Origin of the sequence: Myxococcus qinghaiensis (assembly GCF_024198215.1) — a bacterium.
GTDB classification, from domain to species: Bacteria; Myxococcota; Myxococcia; order Myxococcales; family Myxococcaceae; genus Myxococcus; species Myxococcus qinghaiensis.
In genome coordinates this window covers 1-20565 of record NZ_JAKCFA010000044.1, presented here as the reverse complement: position 1 = coordinate 20565, position 20565 = coordinate 1, and the positions used below count along the sequence as shown (strand labels likewise).

Sequence of the window (20565 nt, the reverse complement as noted above, 5' to 3'; positions counted from 1 at the left end):
CTCTGCCGCCCTCGTGGACGGCAGACGTGTACCCACGGCCCGAGAAGGAAAGCACCTCCATGCCCCGTAACACCGCACCGAAGACGAAGAAGCTAGAGTCCATGAACCTGACGGAGCTGCGCGCCCGGTACCACGAAGTGGTGGGCGAGGAGACCCGCAGCCCCAACAAGAAGCACCTCATCCGTCGCATCGAGGAGGCCCTCGCCGCGCAGAAGCGGCGCAGCCCCACCCGCCGAGTGACGGTTACCGCCCCCATCGCTCCTCCTCCGGCGCCTGCCGCACAGGCCACCCCCACGGCCGAGGGCACGCAACATTCCGGCAGGCGCGGGCGCTTCGCCGACATGTCGCTGGAGGGGTTGCAGGCGAAGTACCGCGAAGTCGTCGGGCGCCCGACGGGCAGCAGCGACATCCCCTACCTCAAGTGGAAGATTCGGGAGGTGGAGGCCGGCCGCGTGCCGGTGGGTCCCCGTCCAGAGCGCGAGGCGAAGGTGCGCGAGGACGGCAAGCGCGTCATGCCCCTCTCCTTCGATGCGGAGGCCCTGGAAGGCCTCGACAAGACCTGGCGCGACGCGGGCATCCCGAGCCGGACGGAGTTCTTCCGACGCGCGGTCCACCGAGAACTCACGGCCATGGGCGCCACCGAGGCCGCCGCGCTCTTCGCGCCGAAAGTGGGGTGAGGCCCGCCATAGCGACGAAGCAACAGGCCATCGAAGCCCTCGTGGCGGAGGCACTTCGCAAGGCGCTCGCGGGCGCCCGTGTGGATGTGAAGCTGGCGCTGCACAGCAGCGGCTGCGAGTTACAGCCGGAAGTCGAGGTCGCCTTCCCCCAGGAGGCGAAGAGCATCTTGAGCCGCGCGCTGCAGCGGCGTCCCCTGCTCCGCAGGGTCGTCGCTCCGCAGCCGCAGGTAGTGCCTTTCGAGGGCTGTGAGTTCCTCGTCCGTCATGGGCACGATGGGTACCGTGTGAAGTGGCGCCGTGTCCACCAGCCGAGAAGCCATCAAGCACGTGCGCCACCTGAGGAGGCCCCTCGCCTGAACCATGGCACTCCTCCACGAGCGAGAGGGCCGCTCGGGCGCCCAGTGCCACCAGCACGGCGGCCTCGGCCGCCCCATACTCCTGCTTCGCTTGGCCAGCATCATCCGGGATTCGAGACTCCCGTCCATCATCGCGCGCGCCCCCTGAAGTGCCATCTCCGCCCGTCCCAATCGCTGCGAGAGCGCCCACCGCCTCTTCATGTCCATAGCGCCGGCGCGGAGCAGGGGGCGTGCCACACCCGCGCAGCCACACCTTCGGCCCGCGCTCCCTGGGCTGACTCTTCGTACGCTATCCCCCGACCGCGACAAGCGCGCGTTCGTTCGGACGGGAAGGCTCCGTTGGACACACCCGCCGACGTTGGCCTGCGACTTGAATCTCCCCACAGGGCTGGCGCTGACGTCGGCCCTGCCTCGCCGGGACGGCATGGCCAACAGCATTTGCCCGGAAGTGGACAGAAACAAGCGCTGCGAGGTGCCTCACTCGTCGCCCCAATCACTGGCTGTCCGAGAAGTTTGTTGCCGCAGCCAACAACCCACGACAAGGCGCGCCCACCGGGGCGGCAATGACTCGCAGGGGCGAGCCCTCCACGGGACAGGCAACGCCAAGCCATGTCAGGCCATAGCGCTACGGTTCGACGACGCGAGAGGGAGGGGAAGACCATGGTGTTGGTGGATGTGTGGGAGGAGCACCTCGACGAGGCGGCCTTCCGGTGGACGCAGCGGGAGCGAGCGCTGCTGGCTCCTGACTGCACATTGGAGGGGATGGTGAAGCGCGAGGAGCGCTTGCTGGCCCACCTGGAAGGACTGGGGGAAGAGGCCGCGCTCGACCCCGTGGTGCGGCCCGCCTTCGACTCGGAGGAGCAGGAACGCATCTCCGCCGCTACGTATGCGCTGCTGTCCCTCGGGAAGGTGGACGAGGTGTTGGTGCGTCTGCGCGAGGGCAACACCGAGACACGCACCGCGATGAGCCGCGCCTTGGAAGTCAGTGAGGCGCCTGGGTTGGGCCCGGCGCTCATCGCGTTGCTGAAGCTGGGCGACACTGACCTCCAGACCCACGCCTTGGGGGTGCTGGCCTTCCGAAGAGACGCCGCTGTCGAGGTGTTGGAGCGCTTCTTTCTTCATGACGAGCCACGCGCGCGGATGGCGGCCCTGCATGGAGCCCAGCCGCTGCCGGAGGAGTCCGCGCGAAGGTGGCTGTCCGCGCTACTGGACTCCGCGCACCCCGGCATCCGCGTGGCGGCCATGGAGGCGGGACTGGCCTCAGGACTGCGCAGGGCCTGGGAGGCGTGCCGCGAGGCGGTGCGGCGCCCGAGCGCACATGCCCCGGAGTCCCTGGAGTTGCTGGCCATGGGCGGCGACGAGGAGGACGCGGCGCTGCTGGTGACGCGGCTGAAGACACCCGAGCTTCAGCCGCGGACGCTCTGGGCACTGGGCTTCAGCGGGCGGGTGGTAGCCATGGAGGCCTGCCTGGCGCTCATGGAGGACGCCTCGGCGGCACGGCTCGCCGGGGAAGCCTTCTCGGCCATGACGGGCCTCCGCCTGGAGGGGCCCTACTGCTTGCCTCCCGGAGAGAGGCCTGAAGGTGCGTCTCCGCCACCAGGGGAATCGGATGAGCCGGACGCGGACCTCACGCTCCATCCCGAGGATGACCTTCCCTGGCCGGAAGTGGCTTCCGTGCGCACGTGGTGGGAAACGGCACGCGGCCGTTTCGTGAAGGGCCAGCGCTACCTCCTGGGCCAGCCCTTCAGCGGCCCGATGCTGCTGGAGGCCCTGGAGTCCAGCCCCATGCGGCGTCGGCACGTGCTGGCGCGAGAGCTGGCCATTCGGACTGGCGGGCAGCACGTCATTCCCACGCGGGCCTTCACCCACCGCCAACGCACGGCCATCGCGCGGGCCCGCGACTCCTGCGCCCGAATGAAGAGCACGCCCCTTGCCTCCACCCTGCGCTGACGTCCCCATGCCCGCCCTCGAAAACCTCACGCCCTTCGCGGCCACCGACTTCTTGTCACTGACGAAGGAGGCCGACGAGTGCCTCGTCCTCGTCGTCGCCGGCAGCTTCGTCCTGCCTCCGGCCGGGCGCGCCTCGGCCGCACCGCTGGCGGTGTGCGAGGAGCAACAGCAGCCTGCCACCACGGACATGTATTGGGGCGAGCCGGAAACGTCGAGCCTTCGCCACGAGTCGCAGTCCGCCTACACGCGGCCCGGTACCGACGTGCTGCTGCACGGTCAGGCCTGGGCGCCTCGGGGCCACAAGGTGACGCGGATGCAGGTGGCGGTGCGAGTGGGCTCGCTGGAGAAGCGGGCCACGATTACTGGCACGCGCGTCTGGTACCGGAGCCTCATGGGACTGAGCCCGTCGGACGCGCTGCCCTTCGCGTCCCTGCCGCTGCGCTACGAGTATGCCTTTGGCGGCACCACGGCCTCGGGCCACGAGGCGCGCAACCCGGTGGGCCGAGGCCTCTACGCCAGCGCGAAGGAGGCGCTGGACAAGCCCCTGCCGTCCATTGAAGCCCCTGAGGCCCGCGTGCGTGGCTGGGCGGACAGGCCACCCCCCTGCGGCTTCGGCCCGGTAGCGCGGCACTGGCAACCGCGCCAGGGCTGGGCGGGGACGTACGACGCGGCGTGGGTGGAGAAGCGCGCCCCCCTCTGGCCCCGGGACTTCGACGAGCGCTTCTTCCACGCCGCGCCCGACGGACTGCGGGCCGCCACTCACCTGCGGGGCGGAGAGCCGGTGGTGCTGGAGGGCCTCTCTCCCGACGGCCCACTGGCCTTCACCATTCCCACGTACCGACTGCTGGCCCGCTGCACTTTCGGGGGACGGCGGGAGAAGCGACGCATGGTGCTGGACACGGTGCTGGTGGAGCCGGACGAGGGCCGACTCGTCCTCACCTGGCGGGCGACGTTTCCGGCGCACCGACAGTTGGCCACGCACAAGGTGAGCACCGTGCGGCTGCTCTTGCCCGGGGAGGACGCGCCATGAGTGGAGCACAGGTGGTGGGGCTGGGCCTGTGCACGCCCATTGGCACCTCGACGCACATGACGCTGGCGTCGCTGCGCGCCCGCCTCGTGCGCTTCACCCGCACGGAGGTGCTGGACGAGGTGGCGGAGCCCGTGAGGGCCTCGCGGCTGAGTCTCCTCGAGTCCTCCCTGTCTCGTACCCAACGCATGGCGGCCCTGGCACGGCAGGCCCTCGCCGGAGTGTGGCCGCGGCTGGAGTCCCTCCCGCCTGGGCGACGAGTGCCGCTGTACCTCGGGTTTCCCGAGGCGGGGCTGGGGGCCCCGGTGGAACAGAAAGCGCTGATTGCGGCACTGCTGGCCGAGACAGAGGAACGGCTGGAAGTAGTGAAGGTGCACGAGTCCGGACGGGCCGCCTTCTTCGAAGCCCTGGACTCGGCCCAGAGGGATTTGCACTCGGGCCGGGCCGGCGCCCTGGCGCTGGTGGGCGCGGTGGACTCTCTGGCGGACGGCGCGTCACTGGAGGCACTGGTAAGGGCACGGCTGCACCTGGGGCGCCAGAATCTAGACGGGAGAATTCCAGGGGAGGCGGCGGGCTTCGTCGCCCTGGCGCGTCCGGGCGCCCCCAAGTCGCTGAAGCTCGAGGCCACGGGTGTGCTGCTGGGCACGGCTCTCGCCGTTGAAGCCCAGCCTTTCTCGCAGCGAGGCCCCAGCCTGGCAGAAGGGTTGACGGAAGCCCTCCACGCCCTGCGGCGAGACGCGGCAATGGGCGCGCGGCGCGTGGACGAAGTCCTGGCCTGCCAGCCCGGAGACTCCTTCTGGGGGACTGAATTCTCCCGCGCCTACCTGCGCAACGCCTCCCTCATGCCCGAGCCCTTGCGCGTACATGTCGCGGGAGAGGGACTGGGGGATGCGGGGGCCGGCGCTGGCCCCGTCATGCTGGGCATGGCCCTGCACCGGGCGCGCTGGCGTCAGCCCAACGCACACAGGACGCTCGTCTACGGCAGTGCCGACTGTGGGCGCATTGGCGCATGCGTCGTGGATATGATTCGCAACGCCAAGGAGGAAGCATGAGCAAGGTCTTCGCCAACGGCCGCTCCATCCTGCACAAGGGGAGCGGCAACACGCACACCTCGGCCGCACCCGACGTCTGCAAGGTGCCGACGCCGGGAGGGCCGGTGCCCACCCCCTTCGTCAACTCCGCTCAGGACTCCATGCTCACCCATGGAAGCACGAGCGTCACCATCAATGGCCACCCTGTGGCGTTGGCGGACTCCGAGTTGAGCATCAGTTCGGGCGATGAGCCGGGCACGGCGGGCGGCCTCATCTCCTCCAAGTTCAAGGGGAAGATGGCCTGGGGCACCGGCAGTGTGGACGTGAGAATCGAGGGGAAGGGCGTCGTGCGCTACCTCGACGTCACCCTCCACAACGGCAACTCGTTCAACACCACCTTCATGTCGAATGGGCGTGGGGGGACTGGATTCGCGTACGGGGACGACTTCGAGGGGCTTTGCATCATCTGCCAGAAGGATGCGGACAGCCACGCAGCGCTCGAGCGTCCGGAAGGGAGCCTCGACGTCGCCAACAAGATTCTCAAGGACCTCAAGGCGCGCGAGACCGAATGGGCCAAGGTCAACCAGGAAATCACAATGAAGGTCGCCGAAATTGAGCGCCTCGGGCGCCAATCTCCCCCGCCCAAACAGACGACCTTGGATGAGCGGATGGCGTATATCAAGGCACTTGAGCGGACACGCGATGGGCTGGAGAATCATCGTCGCAGTAAGTCTGGCGGGTACATGTTCGGAGTCATGGTGTGCCTCACCGGGAAGAGATTCGCCGCAGTATCGGGCAACGAGGTGCCTCCCGGGTTCAAGGCCATCGCCGAGGCTCACGGTTGCACGGTCATTGAGAAGGCCGCCACACTGGAGGACTTCATGACCATCAACCCAAGATGCGCCGCAGGAGACACCGAAGCCATCGACAAAATGGCCAAACAGTGGGAAGGCACAAAGGAGAGGTCTGACAGATTTGAAAGCGGATACAATAACCGCCCTGGAACCTGCGCAGGCGCCAAACTCATCGGCAAGAGCGGTCATGTCGCGCACTCCATGACCGAGATTTACTTCTCTTTCTCTCGTGACAAGAAGGCGCTGAGCTTCGACGTGGCCTATCGTGGCCCCAGCGACTACGCTCCATTCAAGGGAGAGGGGCCTTGGACGCCTCCGAGCGCCGCCGACATCGAGGATGGAAAGGGCGGCACGCGTGTCGAGAACCGCGTCAACATGCGACGCAAGACGGAGGTCACCGTGCTTTCCTGCCAGTCGTGTCAGGACACGCTGTTCATGGCCCGGTGCGACCTCGAAAAGCAGAGTTGCGAATGACTTGGTCAAAGCTTCTCAGATCTCCCCCTCCCTTGTCGATGACGGGTTTGCTCGCGTTCATGGAGCGATGGAAGCTCGGGAGCACCCATGGCTTCGAACCGGCCACGGCCGACCAGATTGATGCCCTTGCCAAGCCACATGGAGGGCTCGGCTCGCTGCCTCGCGTGTATCACGATTTCCTTGCGACCATGGGCGCATCGACCGGCGAATTGCGACTGACGTTTGGCACAACCTCGATCTCGGTGCTGCTCGAGGATCTCGAGGACCATCAGCGAGAGCGGCCCGATTCTCGCCGCTACCTCAAGTTCGCCATTGGCGAGGACGACTACAACGGCCGCCACCCGGACAATTTCTTTGACCTCTCCCATCCGACACCTGACGGACGTGACGCGGCAATCATCCGCGCTTATGAAGAGGAGCTAATGAGCGGCGAGGTTGCAGGCGAACAGCCCTTCCCGTCCTTCTCCGACTGGCTACGAGCGATAATCGTATCCAGAGTCTGCTTGGAGGCCGTTCCACGGCAGCAAACGCAGTACTACAGACTTGGGCCAAATCCCGAAGCTCCAGCCAAGACCTACGAGTTCTTCACACGCTTGGGATTCTCGCACACCGAACTCGGGGCCTCGTCGGCGACTATTCCTCTCGAGCACCCAGAGCGCGGCGTGCTCGCCCTTATCAGTGCGCCCTCAACATCCATTCCAAGCACGCGTGTCGAATTGCGCGCACGCGACAAGGTCCAACAGGAGATTTTCAACGAGGTAATCCAGGACCACAGGGAGGAGTTGAGCGGTGGCTAATGAGGGCACCGTTCACATGCCTGCGAGGGTTCATCAACGCCGCTTCGCTGGTGGAGGAGATGCTGATGCTGTACACGGGGCCTGACGACGAAGGAGATGCAGGCTGGCATGGCCCGCTTGCCCTGTGCCTCGTGCATCCCCATGAGGCAGAAAGGCACTTCTCCTGCATTTGGGCCGCGAGGAGTAGAAGACGTGCCATCCCTCGGTGGCCTCGCCCCCTCTCTGCCTCAGCCACACAGTCTCTTGCTGGCCGCGTCGCGACAGGTTGGAGTAGGCCCTCCATGGGAATTCCCGACGAGGTTGAGCGCTTCCTCCGCACCGGCGATTACGACGCCCATAACGGGGCTTGGCCGGGCGACATCCTCGAAAGGGAGAGGCGGGCGCACGACGAGCTTCGCCAGGCACTTGTCGCCGAGGTGCAGAGGCGCGCCGAGGGACTGTCCCTCTCCGAGCAGTTGCAAGACCTCGACGTCGTCAGCCTCACCCGCCGCAAGGTGGAGCCGATGGTGCGCGGCCTCTTCCCCGCCTCGGAGCAGGGCGCAGTCCTCTCCCTCCTGGAGAAGTCCGTCGTCTTCCTCACGCCAGCCAACATCGCCCAAGTCCTGCTGGAGTCCTCCTGGCTGAGCACGGCCTGGGACTTGGCCAACCTCTACCTCCTCAGCGTCGGTGCCGAGTTGCTGGGGCCGGAGGCGCCCCAACTCCTGGGCCTCAGCGAGCACACCACGTGCTACGTCTCCCTCGCCTATTTCGACGAGGCGTCCCCCTTCGCCGACTACCTCGTGCACGAGGCGGCCCACGTCTTCCACAACTGCAAGCGCCGCACGGTGGGACTGCCCGAGACGCGCCGACGCGAGTGGCTCCTCGACATCGACTTCCGGAAGCGTGAGACGTTCGCATACGCCTGCGAGGCATATAGCCGCGTCCTCGATGCCGGCAGCAACCGCCAGGCGCGCATAGCGCTCGCCGAGGAGTACGCGGCCTGCGCTGCCCCATCCGATGAGCGTGTCTCGGTCAGCGAGATGGTGGAACTCGTCCGTGAAGCCGCGGCAGCGCGGAATGGGTGGAAGCGCATCCTCACGCGATGCGGACCGGTGGCACGGAAGGGCACGCGTCCATCCGAGATGGACGGGGCACCAGTCTCTCAGCCTCGCAGTCAATGAGGGGGGGGGCGGCGGGCGACGAGCCTCGAGCCCTCCGAGGGTTCCGCCTCCTGGCGTACGAAGATGAGCGGCCCTTCTTGGGGCCACGAGCGCGCCACAGCCACCGCCCAGTGCTGGGCCAGCGAGATCCGCGTGCGGAGACGGCAAGATTGAAGCGCCAACGTCCTGGGACCTCAATGATCACCTATCTGCCCATCCTTCCCCCGTCCCCCGGCACGGTCGCGCCAGTGCAACCCGGAGTACGTCCCCGCAACCACGCACGCCTGCGCCTGTTCTACTTCCGCGTCCCCGGCGCCACGCCAGCGAGACACATCGAGAGCGTCGACCGCACCATTTTCCGGGATGTGCTTTCCTTCCTGACGATGCTCACCTAGTACTTCGAACGAACGGGGTTCATGCCTTGGAGGCAATCAGGATGACGCAGCGCCAAATCAACACCCTGGCTGTACGCAAGCTGCTTCCTTGGCGCAAAAGGTTCCTCAAGCTCCTTGGTGGACGAAAGCCGGATCCTCTCACAGCCAGCAACTGGCGAAATCCCGCAATCGCACTCCTCTTCGCGTACTTCCCCATTCAATGGATTGCATCCTGGCGCGGAGGCAATGCTCCCACATACGCCATGGGTATTCTCTATCTCTCAGCTTGCCTATTTGCAGTCGCAGCAACGCTGGAAACAGTCGCACTCCTGAAAAGCAATCTTGCAAAGTCTATCAGCCCAACGCTAGTGAGCATCGGGGTACTTGCCGTAGGAGCAATCGCCACTATCTTCGCCCGCAGCGAAGTGAACGAGCTTGTCAGAACCGACCCATCGGCACTTCCATACGCCGTAAGCGCATTGGCCGGGACGCTGCTACCAAGCGTCTGGCTCACTCTCGTTGGCACCACCCTCGGCCTTGGAGGAATTCTTTCCATTGCATTGGCCATCTGGCTGCTCATACTAGAGCGCTCTGGGCTTCTCACTACAGCTCTTTTGATTCGCAACAGCACCGCCTTCCGTATTCTGTTCGCTCGCTCGAGAAGCAAGTGGACCGCACCGTCCTCTTCGACGGTAGGCGTCAGGGGCTTTGGTCTGGCTTTCTTGGGAATGACAGTTCTCTGGCTAGGCATTTTTGCTGGTGGCACGTGGCGAAAGCCGCTACTGAAACCACTTATCGTCTGGTCCCAATACTCCCGCTTCAGCCAGTGCATAAACCACAAGAACGGCGAGCTCGTCGCATTTCTCACAGAGAACCGTATTAGCGTCGCAGCAACGGACGCCTCAGGCGAGATTTCCTTCGACTCACGCCTATGCGAATTGCCATCAACAACCGGCACGCCGCCAAGCCAATCCGCACAGTTGAACCGAGTTGACTGACCGCTGAGGGGGCATACTCCGCTCAAGCTGTTCTTCAGAGTATCAAGCGCGCTCAGGGTCGGGCCACCCGGCTCACCGCAATTAGGCGCCCATCCCCCGTGACGCGCAGCACGTGGACGGGCGCAGACGCACCCGCCCGGCCACAGAAGATTTCATCGAGTCGCTGCTCCGTCGTCCCCACGATGAGGTTCCCCTCCTTATCCAGGCCGTGTGCCAGCGGCGCGCCTGGGAGTTCCACCCAAGGCGTGGCGCGCCACCGCCCCTCGGACGCCTCGACACGCACCAGACGCCCGTCTCCGCCAAACAGGTGCGCGAGGCCCTCCACCACCACGAGCGTGCCGTGCACCCGCACGGCCAGAAGGGGGTTGGCATGTGGCTCCTCCAGCACCGTCACACGCCCGGCCTCGTGCACTTCCAGCGTGCCGCCAAACTCCCCGGAATCCCGTCCGACGAGGCAGGCCTCCCCCATGGCCTCGAGGACGGATGCTGAGTCCGCTTCTGGGACATCCACACATGGCCCCTCGTGTGAGGGCGCCTTCGGCTTCTCCCAGTGCAAATGGATGGACGTGGGGCCCTGGCACATCCGCCAATCCGGGCCGCGCCCTGGAAGGACACTGGCGGGCTCGGAAGGCGACGCAGGCCGCACCTCCTCCCCAGAGAGAGCCTGCAGGGCCCACCTCGCGTAGCTCCGCGCCACGGGGGAAGCATGCGTCGTCAGCACCTGTTGGAACAGCGGCTCCAACTCTTCCGCATGGGCCCGGAAGGCATAGCTGCCCAACGCCCGGACCGCCGCAGCCTGAACTTCGCTGTGTGGCTCATACACCGCCTGGCGCAGCGCCTTGAGGGCGGCTGCGTCTCCCACACGCCCAAGGGCCTCCGCCGCCCGCGCGCGCTCCCACCCCTCTTTCCCCGTGGCCAGCAGGCGCAGCAGCGGCTCCGTTGCGACTGGCCGCGCCACCGGCCCCAGGGATGCGAGGCTCGTGAGGGCCCGGGCGCGGCATTCAGGCGCCGCCAGTTGCTGGAGGACCTCGGGCACCGCAGTAGGACTCTCAAAGGCCACCAGCGCCTGCAGCGCCACGGGTGTGAGGCGCACGTCCGCCCGTTGTAGCCCCTGGGATACCTCGGGCGCGGCCTTCGCCCCCTGGCGCTCGTAGGCCGCCAACACCGACGCCACGTAGGCCGCTCGCGGGGTGCACCCGTCGAAGATGGCCTCGCAGCTTGGCGCTGGTGCTGCCGGGCAGGACGTCCCAGGCGGGCGCCGGAGGGTGGACTCCTCCAACTCCCGCGCGAGGAGCGTCCGCAGGCGCGGGACGAAATTCTCAGTGAGCATGGAGGCGCGCCGGGCGAGCACGTAGCGCACCCGCACCAGCGCCTCCCAGCTCGATTCCGGGTTCTCCAGCACGTCCAGCAGCACCGGAACCAATGTCGGCCCGAGTTGCTCCAGCGTCGACGTGGGAGACTCCATGAGGTGTCGCACGATGGCGGGAGCTGCTCGCGCGTCATCGAGTGAGGAGAGCGCGTGCAGGGCCATTCCACCGGGCTCGCGTTCATAAGCATCGAGGAGCGCTGGCACGGCCTGCCTGGCCTTCTCTTCCATCGACGCCAGCGCAAGTGCTGCACCTCCGCGGACCCGACGATCCCCATGGCGAAGAAGCGGAATCAGCCGGGGGACGACGCCCTCCCCCTCTCGCCCCAGCTTCCACGCAGCACACTGCTGCTCCGGCGGCAGCCATCGCTCCCCACTGTCTGGGCCATGGACGTCCTGTAGGAGCGCAAGGCACGCGTCGGCCCCCTTACAGCAGCCCTCCCACGTCATGACTTCGTCCCGCCGCCACGTCTGCCGGGGACACCCTAGCGACAGCGCCACCACCGCGCACACGAGCCCAGCCAGCCAGCGGGGGCGCCCGGACTGCACCTCTCCCTCCATGTCATCGCCTCTCATTCTCCCTTCGCTGTGAAGGGACTCCGAACCCAGTGCTTCAGCCAGTCACGAGCCGCGCGATGAAGGAGCGCTGCGCTCGAGGTGCCTTCACGACGCGAGTGCCGGCCACCCAGTCGTGGAGGCATCGCCGCTCCTCTCCAACGATGAAGAGCGCGTCCACGAGGCCGAGCCAGCCGAAGTAGCCGCAGAGCGCCAGCGGGAGCACGTTCCTCAGCAGGGCGATCCGCCACACCTCCGCCGGACGGCCATCTCTTCGGACGACGCGGATCCCCAGGAGCCTCTTGCCGAGGCTCGCCCCCGTGCCCCGAATCAGGCTCGCCTGCACGAACAGCACGAGGAGTGCCGGTGCGTAGACCACTGGGGCATTCATCGCCGCCTCGTCCGGAATGGCCAGACACCGGAGGGCGCCCAGGAGTAGGCACGGGAGCAGGAGCGCGGCACTATCGACAAGGCATGCCGCGAGCCGGGCCCTGCGCGTCGCCAGCTCTGGAGCCGCATGAAGGCACCGAAGGCACAGGCCCGCCCCGGACGAGGCACAGAAGGCACACGTGAAGGTGCCGCAACGAGCACAGGCGATGGCGGCGGAGAAGCCTGGGTGCTCGAAGCACTGGGCTTCCAAAATCGATTCAACAGCCTCGCGGAAGTCGGACATGAAGGGCCGCAGCACAGCTACGGCCGCCCCAAGGCGGCAAGTTCCTTGAGGGAAAATCTCCCGCCTGCACCGACAAACACAACCCATTAGGCCTAGTCCACTAGACCATCACGTCATGCTCCGCACCTCGGAATTGCTTGACGTTCGCCTCGACCGCAAGCTCGATGGATTCGACGAGCCACAGGCCGATATGCAGAACGACTACTTCATGCTCATGGGCGATTCGCTCAACCAATGGATGACGCGCGAAGGCCCGCCCCCCGAGAAGCAACTCGTAGGAGTAAACTGGCGACAGCGCCCTGTCTTCGTGGCGAACCCCATCAACCTGCGCACCCGTACGGGAGTGCTCCCGAAAGAACCCTTCCCTGCCTATGAAGGCTCCTGTGAGCCCCTGCTCTCTGCCCAGGCCAAGTCCCTCCTTGAGCCTCTTGCCATCAGCCACCTTCAGCTTCTCCCGGCTGACGTCTCCTTCGAGAGCGGGGAAGTCCAGAGGTTCTGGTGGCTCCACACCTGTCGCTCGATCTATTGCGTCGACAAGAAGCGCGCGAAGGGCCTGTTCTACTCCCCTCGGGAGATGTTGGCGATTGGCAAGCTTGTGCTCGATGAGCATGCGCTCGCAGCCATTCCCCTGGAAAGACGGCTCATCTTCCGACTGGGCGAACTCCTTTACACCATCCTCCTCCACTCGTCCCTGGTGGACCAACTGCGAGGCTGGGAGGCAGAGGGGTTCAAATTCATGCCTGTCGAGGAGTGGTACCATCCCGACTTCATCGAGGACTACCATGGGCCGTGACGCAATTCACCAGCCCAGCCGCCCAGATGCCCCAAATTACAGCGACCTCCAAACCTGCACCATTCAACCGCAAGACCAATTCGTATCTACCCGGAACAACGCTGTCCTTCGGACTTCATTCCAACGATAGGCACTCGGAACACCGCGCATCTTATCGACGCTGCCCATAAGATTCTCGCTAGTACACATCACGTCGAACAAGGCTAGGTCGCGCCGCTCATTGTCGCGGAGCGAACGTGCCCCATCCTTACAAAGCTTGAGTTTCACCAACAGCGGGAAGAGATACGACCCCAAGAGCAGATGCTCCTGAAGCGACCAGACGGCAGTCTTGAAAGCGCTCGGCCGATGTCCGTGAGCCACATTCCCTCGGGACGTACATAGGTCAAGAATCCAGGCCTCTCTCGCCGATGGCTGGCGTTTCTGACGCTGGAGCCACCCAAGAAGCGAGGCTCGTGCAGGGCGACCCTCACAGACAGGAACACACAACATGAGTTCAGCAAGCTTGGAACGGAGATCGTCACACTTTCCATTAGACCCAAGCAGCTGCTGGTAAGCACTGACGAGCCAGATGAGATCACTCGCCGCGTTCTCATTCGACCTATCTGTGTTGGCACTGTTGAAGTGCGCAACTGCTAGAGCAAGCGGTTCGTCGTCCGTCATTCGGTCGAGCAGTAGCCCAGCGAGTCCCCCGTCTGTATGGTAGCTACGCAACTCAGGAATGTGCGCATCCTTACGGAACTCCACGTATTCAAGCGGCCAATAGGCCGTCGTGGTCCCGTCGAGACGCCTCGACACGAGGCTCACGCCCTTAGCGGCCGCCGAAAAACGCTGGCCGATCATCGTAAACGAATCTTTGTTGCAGTACCCGTTATGTGCAAAGAATTCACGTTCCGCCAAGCCGGAAAAAGTGAATGCCTCGCGAAACGAGAAGAGGTTCTCAATATCCTCATCGGAAAGATCATCTGTGACTGGGCGCTCCCCAAACTGAATCACAGTCGCACTGCTAATGATGCCAGTGGAAGGGTCCGAGTCGGCCCTCATGTTCGGGCGATTCCGGTACACCTTCAGGATATCCAGCACGTCCGCAGGCGGATCGACCCAAGCTGCGGCTGGATTGCACTCGTAGGCCCCACTCTTATCCAGAATCACCGGCCGCAAGGTGAAGGCGCCAACCTTCACGGGTTCGTACACCGTCGTCCACGGCATAAACGAAAGGGTCCCCATCGTATCCTCCCCCAACGCAGTTGGGTCTACCGTACACCGAATAGCTAAGCTTGCGACTCCTGCATCCCCTGTCCGCAGCATCGCCCTACGAACAAGGGGGAGAACCGTAGGTCGAGTTGGACACGGGGCCTGATGGGTCTGTCGTGTACCCGGGCTCAAGAGAATAACTCCGGAGTTTCTCCCTCTCCCTGTAGGGCTCGAGGCATCTCCGACTTGAGACCCGTGCCTACCCTAAAACTCGGTCGCTGCGTCATGCGTACGTCAAAGGCGAGTGAGCGGGCGCGCACGGCCATCGACCTACCTGGGAATTAAGACCCTTGGCAGCGTCACGGATCCTTCTTCGGGGTGAAGACGGCCTGGAATTGGAAGAGCCGGTCTAGGCGGGAGCCGTAGCTCCCCCTATCCATGGTGACAAAAGCTTCCTGCGCGATCAGTTCGCCCCTGCCATCAGGCATCTGTCCCTTGCGAACGAGTTCCGCTTCACGCTCATGCAACGCATTGACGACCGCTCGGCCTCGCCCCGTCAGGGGCGCCATGAACGTGGGTGTCATATGGCGGTCGATGACATCGATCAGGCAATCGGCAAAATTCACATCAGCCAAGTGCTGCGCGACCAAGAAGCGCACGAACCCGAATAGGAAGTTTTGCTCACGCTGTCCCATGCCTAAGCCGAATTCCCATCCAGCGTTGCTCAGATTCGACTCAACAACTTCAAGTGCTACATCTGTTCCGAAGTAGATGGACCTGCAGATGTTCGTGAGACCAGCACAGAACAGGTCTAGATATGAGAGCACGAACGCAGGATTGGTCGTTCGCCGTTCCAACATGGCTTCGATGACCATGTCGAGGTCTTCGATGAATGCCTCATCCTGGACGCCGGCGTTCTCGAACAGTCGGGTCACCACTGTCTCTTCGAGAAGATTGGTACTCGGGATCTCGATCCAGGCTTGTGTAGCTGTCGAAGGGCTCCGCAGCGCCTGCCGCACGTCCACCCAGTATGATCGTTTCGCCTCGGGGTCATGCAGCACCAAGATGACTGGCAGTGGGTAACGCTCCCAGTAGGTTCGGTGCTTTTCCTCCGGATAAAATTTCCAGCCGTTCCTTGTCGAGTGAGCGAAAAACGACGGGCCCGATTTGATCTGCAATCCTATTGTTTGCCCAGTCACCTGCCCATCAGGATTCACGAACTCCAACTGGGCGTCGATGCCAACGTCGCCCGTCGGAGTCTCGCGGAAAATCTGTGCGCGACTGGCGGCGTAACTCTGAACCGCTACCACGCCGCGGCGCTCTTGTGCGTAGGTGCTACCTGCTTTCGGGAGGCTCATCCGGTTCCTCGCAGGGGAGTAAATCGACTCGGCCTCTATACAGCTTGGCGCCCCCACCTGGTGTGCCTACCCAAAATTCGGTCGCTGCATCATGCGTACGTCAAGGCGAATGAGCAGGGCGCGGGCTTCGCACTCCTCCGCGCCGCCAGGAGGTCCGAAATCATCTTCAGGCTCACGGCCACGCCAGGTCAATGTGGAGAAGCGGGTCTGCGGGCATCTCCACCTTCGCGGCTCGTGCCGCGCGGAAGGCCTCGCCCAACACGCCGATGTCTGGGGCCGCGCGCGCCTGGCCGTCCAGCCAGTAGCGGCTCTCCGTCTCCGCACGCAGGTGGCTCTGTACCCAACCGGCGAGCATCGGCATCTGCTCCTCAACGTTGGAACGTGGCAGCTTCGCGCCGCGCGCCAGCATCACGCTGAGGAAGCCATGGACGGCACTCGCGCGGACGGCGCGCGCGTAGGCGAGTTGCTTGTCGCTGACGGCCTGGAGGGGCGGCACCCCCGGCCCCTCCACTGTGAGGACCACGTGCGGCAGGATGACGTGGACACAGCCCGCCTCGAGCTGGTCCGCAAGCGCGTCAGTTGCATCACGCCGCTGGGACGCGCGTGCGGCCCGGGCCGAGGTGATGCCGAATCGCTCTTCCAGTACCTGGAGCGTAGGCCCTGTCGTGCGCGGCACCTGCTCATCCACCCCGAAGACGGTGGCGTGGAGGGCGCCACCCGAGTCTGTCACCTCGACGTAGGCGACCCGGGCACGCCGGGCACTCGCGACGCCCCGCACGCGGTAAAGCCCCGGCGCCGCCACCCGCACCGTGGCCGTGCCCCTGCCCTGGCGGTTGAGGTCCGCCGTCCCACGCAGCCTCCGCACGCGCCACTCAGCGCCTGCGGGCTGGAGCTCAGCGACGCCGCCCCGCCGCTCGTGGACGAAGACCTCCACCATCAGCTCCCGCTGGCCGTCGTCCTCCAGCTCCACATCCCGCGTCAACCGCATCCGCATGGGGGCGCCTCCGTCAGCAGTAGGCGTCGGACGCGTGGGCGGGGCAATCCCCCAAGGGAGGTATGCGTCGGCGGTGAATGCGGTGGACACAAAATCAGCCATCAAGCCATGCCTGGAAAGCTCGCCAAGACCACCCCCCTGCCGGAGTCGGAGGTGTTGGAGGAGTGGGCGGAGTTGGAGGAGTGGATGGTGTTGGCGGCGTAGGTGGCGTGGGTGGAGTCGGAGGCGTTGGAGGAGTCACCCGTCCACGGATTGGATGACCTGGGCTCCACACAACAGGCTGGCCAGATGTGTCAAGGCAGGTCTTCCCGTCGACCGGACCGAGCCAACGAACACCCTGGGCGGACCAAGCATGCCCATTTCTGATGAAGGCAACCCATCGCACACCCGTATCGAAAATATGCTCACCATCCTTCATCCAACCGACAAGCTCGCTGTTCTTCGAAAAGAGCGGGGTCATCCGACGTTCCTTTCCATCAATCACCAATGGATACTGAGGGCCCAAGGACCGGAGTGGCCGCGTTCAACTCTCTGGTACCGGCCTATTACACGGTCACCTCGCCGTAAGCGCGGCAAGGCGATACAGCAAGGCGCGACGGATCGCCAAGCGCACGCCACGAGAAGACACCGAAGCGTTATCGCAACACGAGTTTCTCTGCGGACTTGAAGAGCCCCGGAACCGAGTGCTCGATCAACATGCGCACGCAGCCCCACCGAACTGCATCAATGTACCAAACAGTGTGGCGGTCCCAGTACGACACCTGCACGCCAGCAAGCAGCGGGCGATAGCGGTTGCCGTCTTCAAAAATTCGCCACACAGGAGCCCCACTGATTCCGCGCAACTGCGGATGAGAGGCTTCATTTCCATCAATTGTGCCAAAATCGTTCCGATAGAGCGGAAAGCGAATTCGCATCTTTCTGTCGAATTCATCACCCGCCGGCACCGGCTCAGCTTGAGCATTGAAGCGAAACTTGTCGCCGGCCAATCCACCCTCCACTCGCTTGCTGTACTCAGTAGGCCAGCCAGTCACGTGGTACCAAGGATACTGGTCCTCTGGCTCATCAGGCGCCAAGTCGGCCATCGTGACTGGCTTCCAACGATCCCTGACGACGCTCGGCGATTCCAGCCTGAGAATCGCCACGTCGTAATCGTCCGACAAACTCCATTTACCACCCAAAGGCACCATCGCCGCATCAACCCCCGGAACCAACAGCATGGAGTCAGAGGGCTTCGTTTTCTTCCTATCTCCTACAGGGAAAAACTCCTCCACAACGTGCGCAGCCGTAACCAAGAACCACTCAAGTTCGCATCGAAAGAACCAGCCGGTCCCAACAGGCCGAGGGAAGCCTTCAGGCTGTCGGGCAACCAATGGAACGGAGTAGTCGTCCCCAAGCTGCTTGAGTTCCCCCTCAACGCTTCTCAACAGTTCAAGATGCTCGTCAGCACCCACTAGCTTCTTCATGTCACTCCCTAAGTTCAGTCACTCCCCTGGGAGCGCACCGAGGCCCCCGGACAGAGCTTCGCGGCAAGGGGGCCTGGTGCGCACGGTCATCGTCCTACTTTGGCCCACGAAGCGCGAAGCGCGCTCCCTGCACTATGAGGGCTTCACGGGGGCGCGACCTGCGGCGGAACTTTCCGAGCGAACAGGTGAAAGTCGAGAGCCTCATTCACGCTGAATCGGCCCGACAACCCACCGAGTGACGCTTCGACTTCCATTGGGTAGAGAAGCCACTCGGACCACTTCTCTCCGAACTTTCGAGCTCGCGCGAGGAGTTCCTCGTCGACATTGTGCGTAGCAGGGTCGACCGTCGCGAGGAACGTGTTGACGTCGATGAAGTCTGCGACGTGTAGCCCCGTATCCGCCTGAATGTGCTGGTGGACGATCTGAGTGGCCAGGGCGGCAGTAAGCTGGGACAGGTCACCTTCGTTGACCGCTGCAACGAACTGCTCGCGGAACCTATCTACGTTCTTCGTGCTCTTTCGATACTCGAAGCGGTATCTCCCAGGAGAGATCGGCCGCACTCGAACATCCGTGAGCTTCCACATGAAGTGCGTGGCAGCTCCGATTGGGGACGGCTCGAATGACTTCTTCGCCGTGCGGTCAAGGAAATGCCACGCCGCATTTGCATCGGTAGAAAACGATATCAAAGGGCTGTGATAGGCCGCGTACTCCTCATCCTGAATATCTTTCCGGTAGCCCACGTGGACAGCCACAAGCTTCTCCAGAGGCCAGTTCAAGTGGCGCGAGAGACCCTGGTCGGTGGATTTGGAGAGGAGTCCCTCTGTAACGTAGTATTCAGCAAAGGTTCGACCCCGATGCGTTGCGTTGGCATCTTGCGTGACCCGAGATGGCAGCGAGTCGCCTCTATAGAGCGTGGGTAGGCACACCACCTCTTCTGACTTCGTCGTCATCCTCGACCTCATCTTCGGACCAGGGGAGCTGGGTTGATCCTATCAGATGGACGTTCCTGCCACGTGCAGGATGCCAAAGCAGGCCGGCCTATGTCCCCGCGAACGCAGCGGCTGGCCTTGCTTACCCAGCCGGCTGCGTGTGCTTAAGGATGCACCGCATCATCTCCTACATAGCTCATGGGCTGCATGGGCCACGGATACCACCCCATCAGTTCCTCCACAGCTCGCAAGCCGCCCGCCCGAACTTACTGATGGTGGAACGCGCTTGCAGAGTGGCCGTCGATTTCCTCTTGCGGACTACAGCCCGACAGGCGCGCGGCCCACACCTTGTGGAGGCCAGGAAATCCGCCCGTTTAGGACGGCGTCCACGACCGAATTGCGAAGTGGTATTCGCGGCGATATAGAGAACCGGAAAGGCGGTCGCCTACCGCCTGACCCGCACTGGTCTCCCCCCACGGGACCTGAGAGCGAGGCAAAGGGGCCACCAGACCTCGGGCGGTTGTCGCGATTCCTAGCCAACAGGCTCAGGTGGGGGATGAGACCGCGTTGGCGTGGAGTCTGCGATGACCGACGAGAAGAAGTTCAAGGCCCGCGTGCGTGCGCGCATGGAGCGCACGGGCGAGCGTTTCATGACAGCGAAGCGCAACCTCGAAGCTGAAGACGCGGCACGTGGGGCAGGAGCTGCCACTCATCCCCATGGCGGAGCACCACTCGCCCACCAAGAGCGCCGTCGCAGCTTCCGCGAGGAGAGCCTGACGGCTTGGCGTGCCATGACGGAGGGGTTCTCCGGCAAGAGCGCCGGCATCACCTGGACGGACGTCAGAGACATCGTCGGCGTCCTCGAAGGCATCGGGAAGAAGGCCCCTCTGAACCACGTCTTCCTCCCCTCTCGTGGAGGCCTCGACTTAGAAGGCGCCAGCCACAGCCAGGAAGCTGATTGCATTGAACTCAGCTTCGACGGCATCACCCGCATCGTCCGCCCCGACTCTCTGCAGTTCGTCATGCCAGAGCGGGACCCTTTGCGTGAGTGGGCCTATTTCTTGCTCCAGACCGGCAAACTCGCACCGTCGGGCGTTTACGAGAGCGGACCCAACGAGGCCGACGAGGCGTTCGAGGTCGTCCTCGAGCTGACTCCTGGTGAGTACGTCGAAAGCTTCTACTGGGATGAGGGCGACTACGGCGTTGACGAGGCAGGCGAACCACAGAAACTTCCCGACGGGGCACGGCTAATCAACCGATGCTTTGGGGGTTCCTTCCTCATCGTGGCAAAGGCGTCCCGGTACAACCTCTGGGACGGATTCGATGCGGACCGGGCAGCCCACGCCAAGCAGAGTCCTGCCGAGTTCCAGGCGCTCATTCAGGGATTCGTCGATGAACTCCACAAGGGGAACCTGTACGGGAGCGACCCAAGTTAGGCCGGTCAAGTCCCGAATCGTGTGTAGTTGGTTCGGAGGGGGAACGAGGGAGGAAGGCTCCTTGGCGGATTCATTCAGCGGTGTCTGGGTTTGAAGTCAGCAGGGCCATGTCGAGGTAGCGGCGGGCATC

General features: G+C 64.2%; 18 protein-coding genes. 10 read left to right on the top strand and 8 right to left on the bottom strand.

The features are described from left to right. Nucleotides 1-59 precede the first annotated feature (59 nt). The 8 genes from LZ199_RS44335 (at nucleotide 60) to LZ199_RS44300 (ending at nucleotide 9677) form a co-directional block, all read left to right on the top strand. Nucleotides 60-677, top strand: coding sequence for a DUF2924 domain-containing protein (locus tag LZ199_RS44335; protein ID WP_253999887.1), 618 nt, complete (start codon nucleotides 60-62; stop codon nucleotides 675-677). 1016 nt (nucleotides 678-1693) lie between these two features. Continuing rightward, a complete protein-coding gene (locus tag LZ199_RS44330) occupies nucleotides 1694-2983 on the top strand; it encodes a TIGR02270 family protein (protein WP_253999886.1) in 1290 nt (429 codons plus the stop codon). Nucleotides 2984-2990: 7 nt separating this feature from the next. Then, the gene (locus LZ199_RS44325; protein ID WP_253999885.1) at nucleotides 2991-4013 is read left to right on the top strand and encodes a DUF2169 family type VI secretion system accessory protein; all 1023 of its coding nucleotides are present in this window, start codon (nucleotides 2991-2993) and stop codon (nucleotides 4011-4013) included. After that, complete coding sequence (locus LZ199_RS44320) at nucleotides 4010-5062, top strand: 3-oxoacyl-ACP synthase (protein ID WP_253999884.1); 1053 nt, start codon at nucleotides 4010-4012, stop codon at nucleotides 5060-5062. The genes LZ199_RS44325 and LZ199_RS44320 overlap by 4 nt, the downstream gene beginning before the upstream one ends. Further along, complete coding sequence (locus tag LZ199_RS44315; RefSeq protein WP_253999883.1) at nucleotides 5059-6369, top strand: DUF4150 domain-containing protein; 1311 nt, start codon at nucleotides 5059-5061, stop codon at nucleotides 6367-6369. The genes LZ199_RS44320 and LZ199_RS44315 overlap by 4 nt, the downstream gene beginning before the upstream one ends. After that, on the top strand, nucleotides 6366-7166 hold the full coding sequence (locus LZ199_RS44310) for a hypothetical protein (protein WP_253999882.1): 801 nt from the start codon (nucleotides 6366-6368) through the stop codon (nucleotides 7164-7166). The genes LZ199_RS44315 and LZ199_RS44310 overlap by 4 nt, the downstream gene beginning before the upstream one ends. 281 nt (nucleotides 7167-7447) lie before the next feature. Further along, nucleotides 7448-8326 (top strand): hypothetical protein, encoded by an 879-nt coding sequence (locus tag LZ199_RS44305; RefSeq protein WP_253999881.1) that lies wholly within the window; start codon nucleotides 7448-7450, stop codon nucleotides 8324-8326. Between the two features lie 415 nt (nucleotides 8327-8741). Continuing rightward, the gene (locus LZ199_RS44300) at nucleotides 8742-9677 is read left to right on the top strand and encodes a hypothetical protein (RefSeq protein WP_253999880.1); all 936 of its coding nucleotides are present in this window, start codon (nucleotides 8742-8744) and stop codon (nucleotides 9675-9677) included. Nucleotides 9678-9729: 52 nt separating this feature from the next. Here the strand turns inward: LZ199_RS44300 and LZ199_RS44295 are convergent, their stop codons facing one another. Together LZ199_RS44295 and LZ199_RS44290 are read right to left on the bottom strand one after the other, a co-directional pair. Beyond that, nucleotides 9730-11604 carry a HEAT repeat domain-containing protein gene (locus LZ199_RS44295; protein ID WP_253999921.1) on the bottom strand — a complete coding sequence of 625 codons (1875 nt, stop codon included), beginning with the start codon at nucleotides 11602-11604 and terminating at the stop codon, nucleotides 9730-9732. Nucleotides 11605-11656: 52 nt separating this feature from the next. Then, nucleotides 11657-12271 carry an RDD family protein gene (locus tag LZ199_RS44290; protein ID WP_253999879.1) on the bottom strand — a complete coding sequence of 205 codons (615 nt, stop codon included), beginning with the start codon at nucleotides 12269-12271 and terminating at the stop codon, nucleotides 11657-11659. Nucleotides 12272-12386: 115 nt separating this feature from the next. Here LZ199_RS44290 and LZ199_RS44285 point away from each other — a divergent pair, with 115 nt between their 5' ends. Next, nucleotides 12387-13064 carry a hypothetical protein gene (locus LZ199_RS44285; protein ID WP_253999878.1) on the top strand — a complete coding sequence of 226 codons (678 nt, stop codon included), beginning with the start codon at nucleotides 12387-12389 and terminating at the stop codon, nucleotides 13062-13064. A 63-nt stretch (nucleotides 13065-13127) separates the two neighbouring features. Here the strand turns inward: LZ199_RS44285 and LZ199_RS44280 are convergent, their stop codons facing one another. The 6 genes from LZ199_RS44280 to LZ199_RS44260 form a co-directional block, all read right to left on the bottom strand. Continuing rightward, entirely contained in the window at nucleotides 13128-14288 is a 1161-nt protein-coding gene (locus LZ199_RS44280; protein ID WP_253999877.1) for a hypothetical protein, read from the bottom strand. A gap of 326 nt (nucleotides 14289-14614) precedes the next feature. Then, nucleotides 14615-15613 (bottom strand): DUF4365 domain-containing protein, encoded by a 999-nt coding sequence (locus LZ199_RS44275; protein ID WP_253999876.1) that lies wholly within the window; start codon nucleotides 15611-15613, stop codon nucleotides 14615-14617. Between the two features lie 172 nt (nucleotides 15614-15785). Further along, entirely contained in the window at nucleotides 15786-16607 is an 822-nt protein-coding gene (locus LZ199_RS44270; RefSeq protein ID WP_253999875.1) for a hypothetical protein, read from the bottom strand. 94 nt (nucleotides 16608-16701) lie between these two features. Then, entirely contained in the window at nucleotides 16702-17025 is a 324-nt protein-coding gene (locus LZ199_RS47080) for a 4-fold beta flower protein (protein WP_407667347.1), read from the bottom strand. Between the two features lie 217 nt (nucleotides 17026-17242). Next, on the bottom strand, nucleotides 17243-18070 hold the full coding sequence (locus LZ199_RS44265; protein ID WP_253999874.1) for a trypsin-like serine protease: 828 nt from the start codon (nucleotides 18068-18070) through the stop codon (nucleotides 17243-17245). A gap of 143 nt (nucleotides 18071-18213) precedes the next feature. Beyond that, the gene (locus tag LZ199_RS44260; RefSeq protein ID WP_253999873.1) at nucleotides 18214-19020 is read right to left on the bottom strand and encodes a hypothetical protein; all 807 of its coding nucleotides are present in this window, start codon (nucleotides 19018-19020) and stop codon (nucleotides 18214-18216) included. A 563-nt stretch (nucleotides 19021-19583) separates the two neighbouring features. Between LZ199_RS44260 and LZ199_RS44255 the strand changes: the two genes are divergently transcribed. Then, nucleotides 19584-20435 (top strand): hypothetical protein, encoded by an 852-nt coding sequence (locus LZ199_RS44255; RefSeq protein ID WP_253999872.1) that lies wholly within the window; start codon nucleotides 19584-19586, stop codon nucleotides 20433-20435. The last annotated feature ends 130 nt before the right edge of the window (nucleotides 20436-20565 follow it).

Coding starts and splice junctions, on each gene's coding strand:
- LZ199_RS44330 (WP_253999886.1), top strand. CDS start 1,694: ATGGTGTTGGTGGATGTGTGGGAGGAGCACCTCGACGAGGCGGCCTTC.
- LZ199_RS44275 (WP_253999876.1), bottom strand. CDS start 15,613: ATGAGCCTCCCGAAAGCAGGTAGCACCTACGCACAAGAGCGCCGCGGC.
- LZ199_RS44335 (WP_253999887.1), top strand. CDS start 60: ATGCCCCGTAACACCGCACCGAAGACGAAGAAGCTAGAGTCCATGAAC.
- LZ199_RS44290 (WP_253999879.1), bottom strand. CDS start 12,271: ATGTCCGACTTCCGCGAGGCTGTTGAATCGATTTTGGAAGCCCAGTGC.
- LZ199_RS44310 (WP_253999882.1), top strand. CDS start 6,366: ATGACTTGGTCAAAGCTTCTCAGATCTCCCCCTCCCTTGTCGATGACG.
- LZ199_RS44315 (WP_253999883.1), top strand. CDS start 5,059: ATGAGCAAGGTCTTCGCCAACGGCCGCTCCATCCTGCACAAGGGGAGC.
- LZ199_RS44285 (WP_253999878.1), top strand. CDS start 12,387: ATGCTCCGCACCTCGGAATTGCTTGACGTTCGCCTCGACCGCAAGCTC.
- LZ199_RS44260 (WP_253999873.1), bottom strand. CDS start 19,020: ATGACGACGAAGTCAGAAGAGGTGGTGTGCCTACCCACGCTCTATAGA.
- LZ199_RS44300 (WP_253999880.1), top strand. CDS start 8,742: ATGACGCAGCGCCAAATCAACACCCTGGCTGTACGCAAGCTGCTTCCT.
- LZ199_RS44320 (WP_253999884.1), top strand. CDS start 4,010: ATGAGTGGAGCACAGGTGGTGGGGCTGGGCCTGTGCACGCCCATTGGC.
- LZ199_RS44280 (WP_253999877.1), bottom strand. CDS start 14,288: ATGGGGACCCTTTCGTTTATGCCGTGGACGACGGTGTACGAACCCGTG.
- LZ199_RS44265 (WP_253999874.1), bottom strand. CDS start 18,070: ATGAAGAAGCTAGTGGGTGCTGACGAGCATCTTGAACTGTTGAGAAGC.
- LZ199_RS44295 (WP_253999921.1), bottom strand. CDS start 11,604: ATGGAGGGAGAGGTGCAGTCCGGGCGCCCCCGCTGGCTGGCTGGGCTC.
- LZ199_RS47080 (WP_407667347.1), bottom strand. CDS start 17,025: ATGAAGGATGGTGAGCATATTTTCGATACGGGTGTGCGATGGGTTGCC.
- LZ199_RS44325 (WP_253999885.1), top strand. CDS start 2,991: ATGCCCGCCCTCGAAAACCTCACGCCCTTCGCGGCCACCGACTTCTTG.
- LZ199_RS44270 (WP_253999875.1), bottom strand. CDS start 16,607: ATGCGGATGCGGTTGACGCGGGATGTGGAGCTGGAGGACGACGGCCAG.
- LZ199_RS44255 (WP_253999872.1), top strand. CDS start 19,584: ATGACCGACGAGAAGAAGTTCAAGGCCCGCGTGCGTGCGCGCATGGAG.
- LZ199_RS44305 (WP_253999881.1), top strand. CDS start 7,448: ATGGGAATTCCCGACGAGGTTGAGCGCTTCCTCCGCACCGGCGATTAC.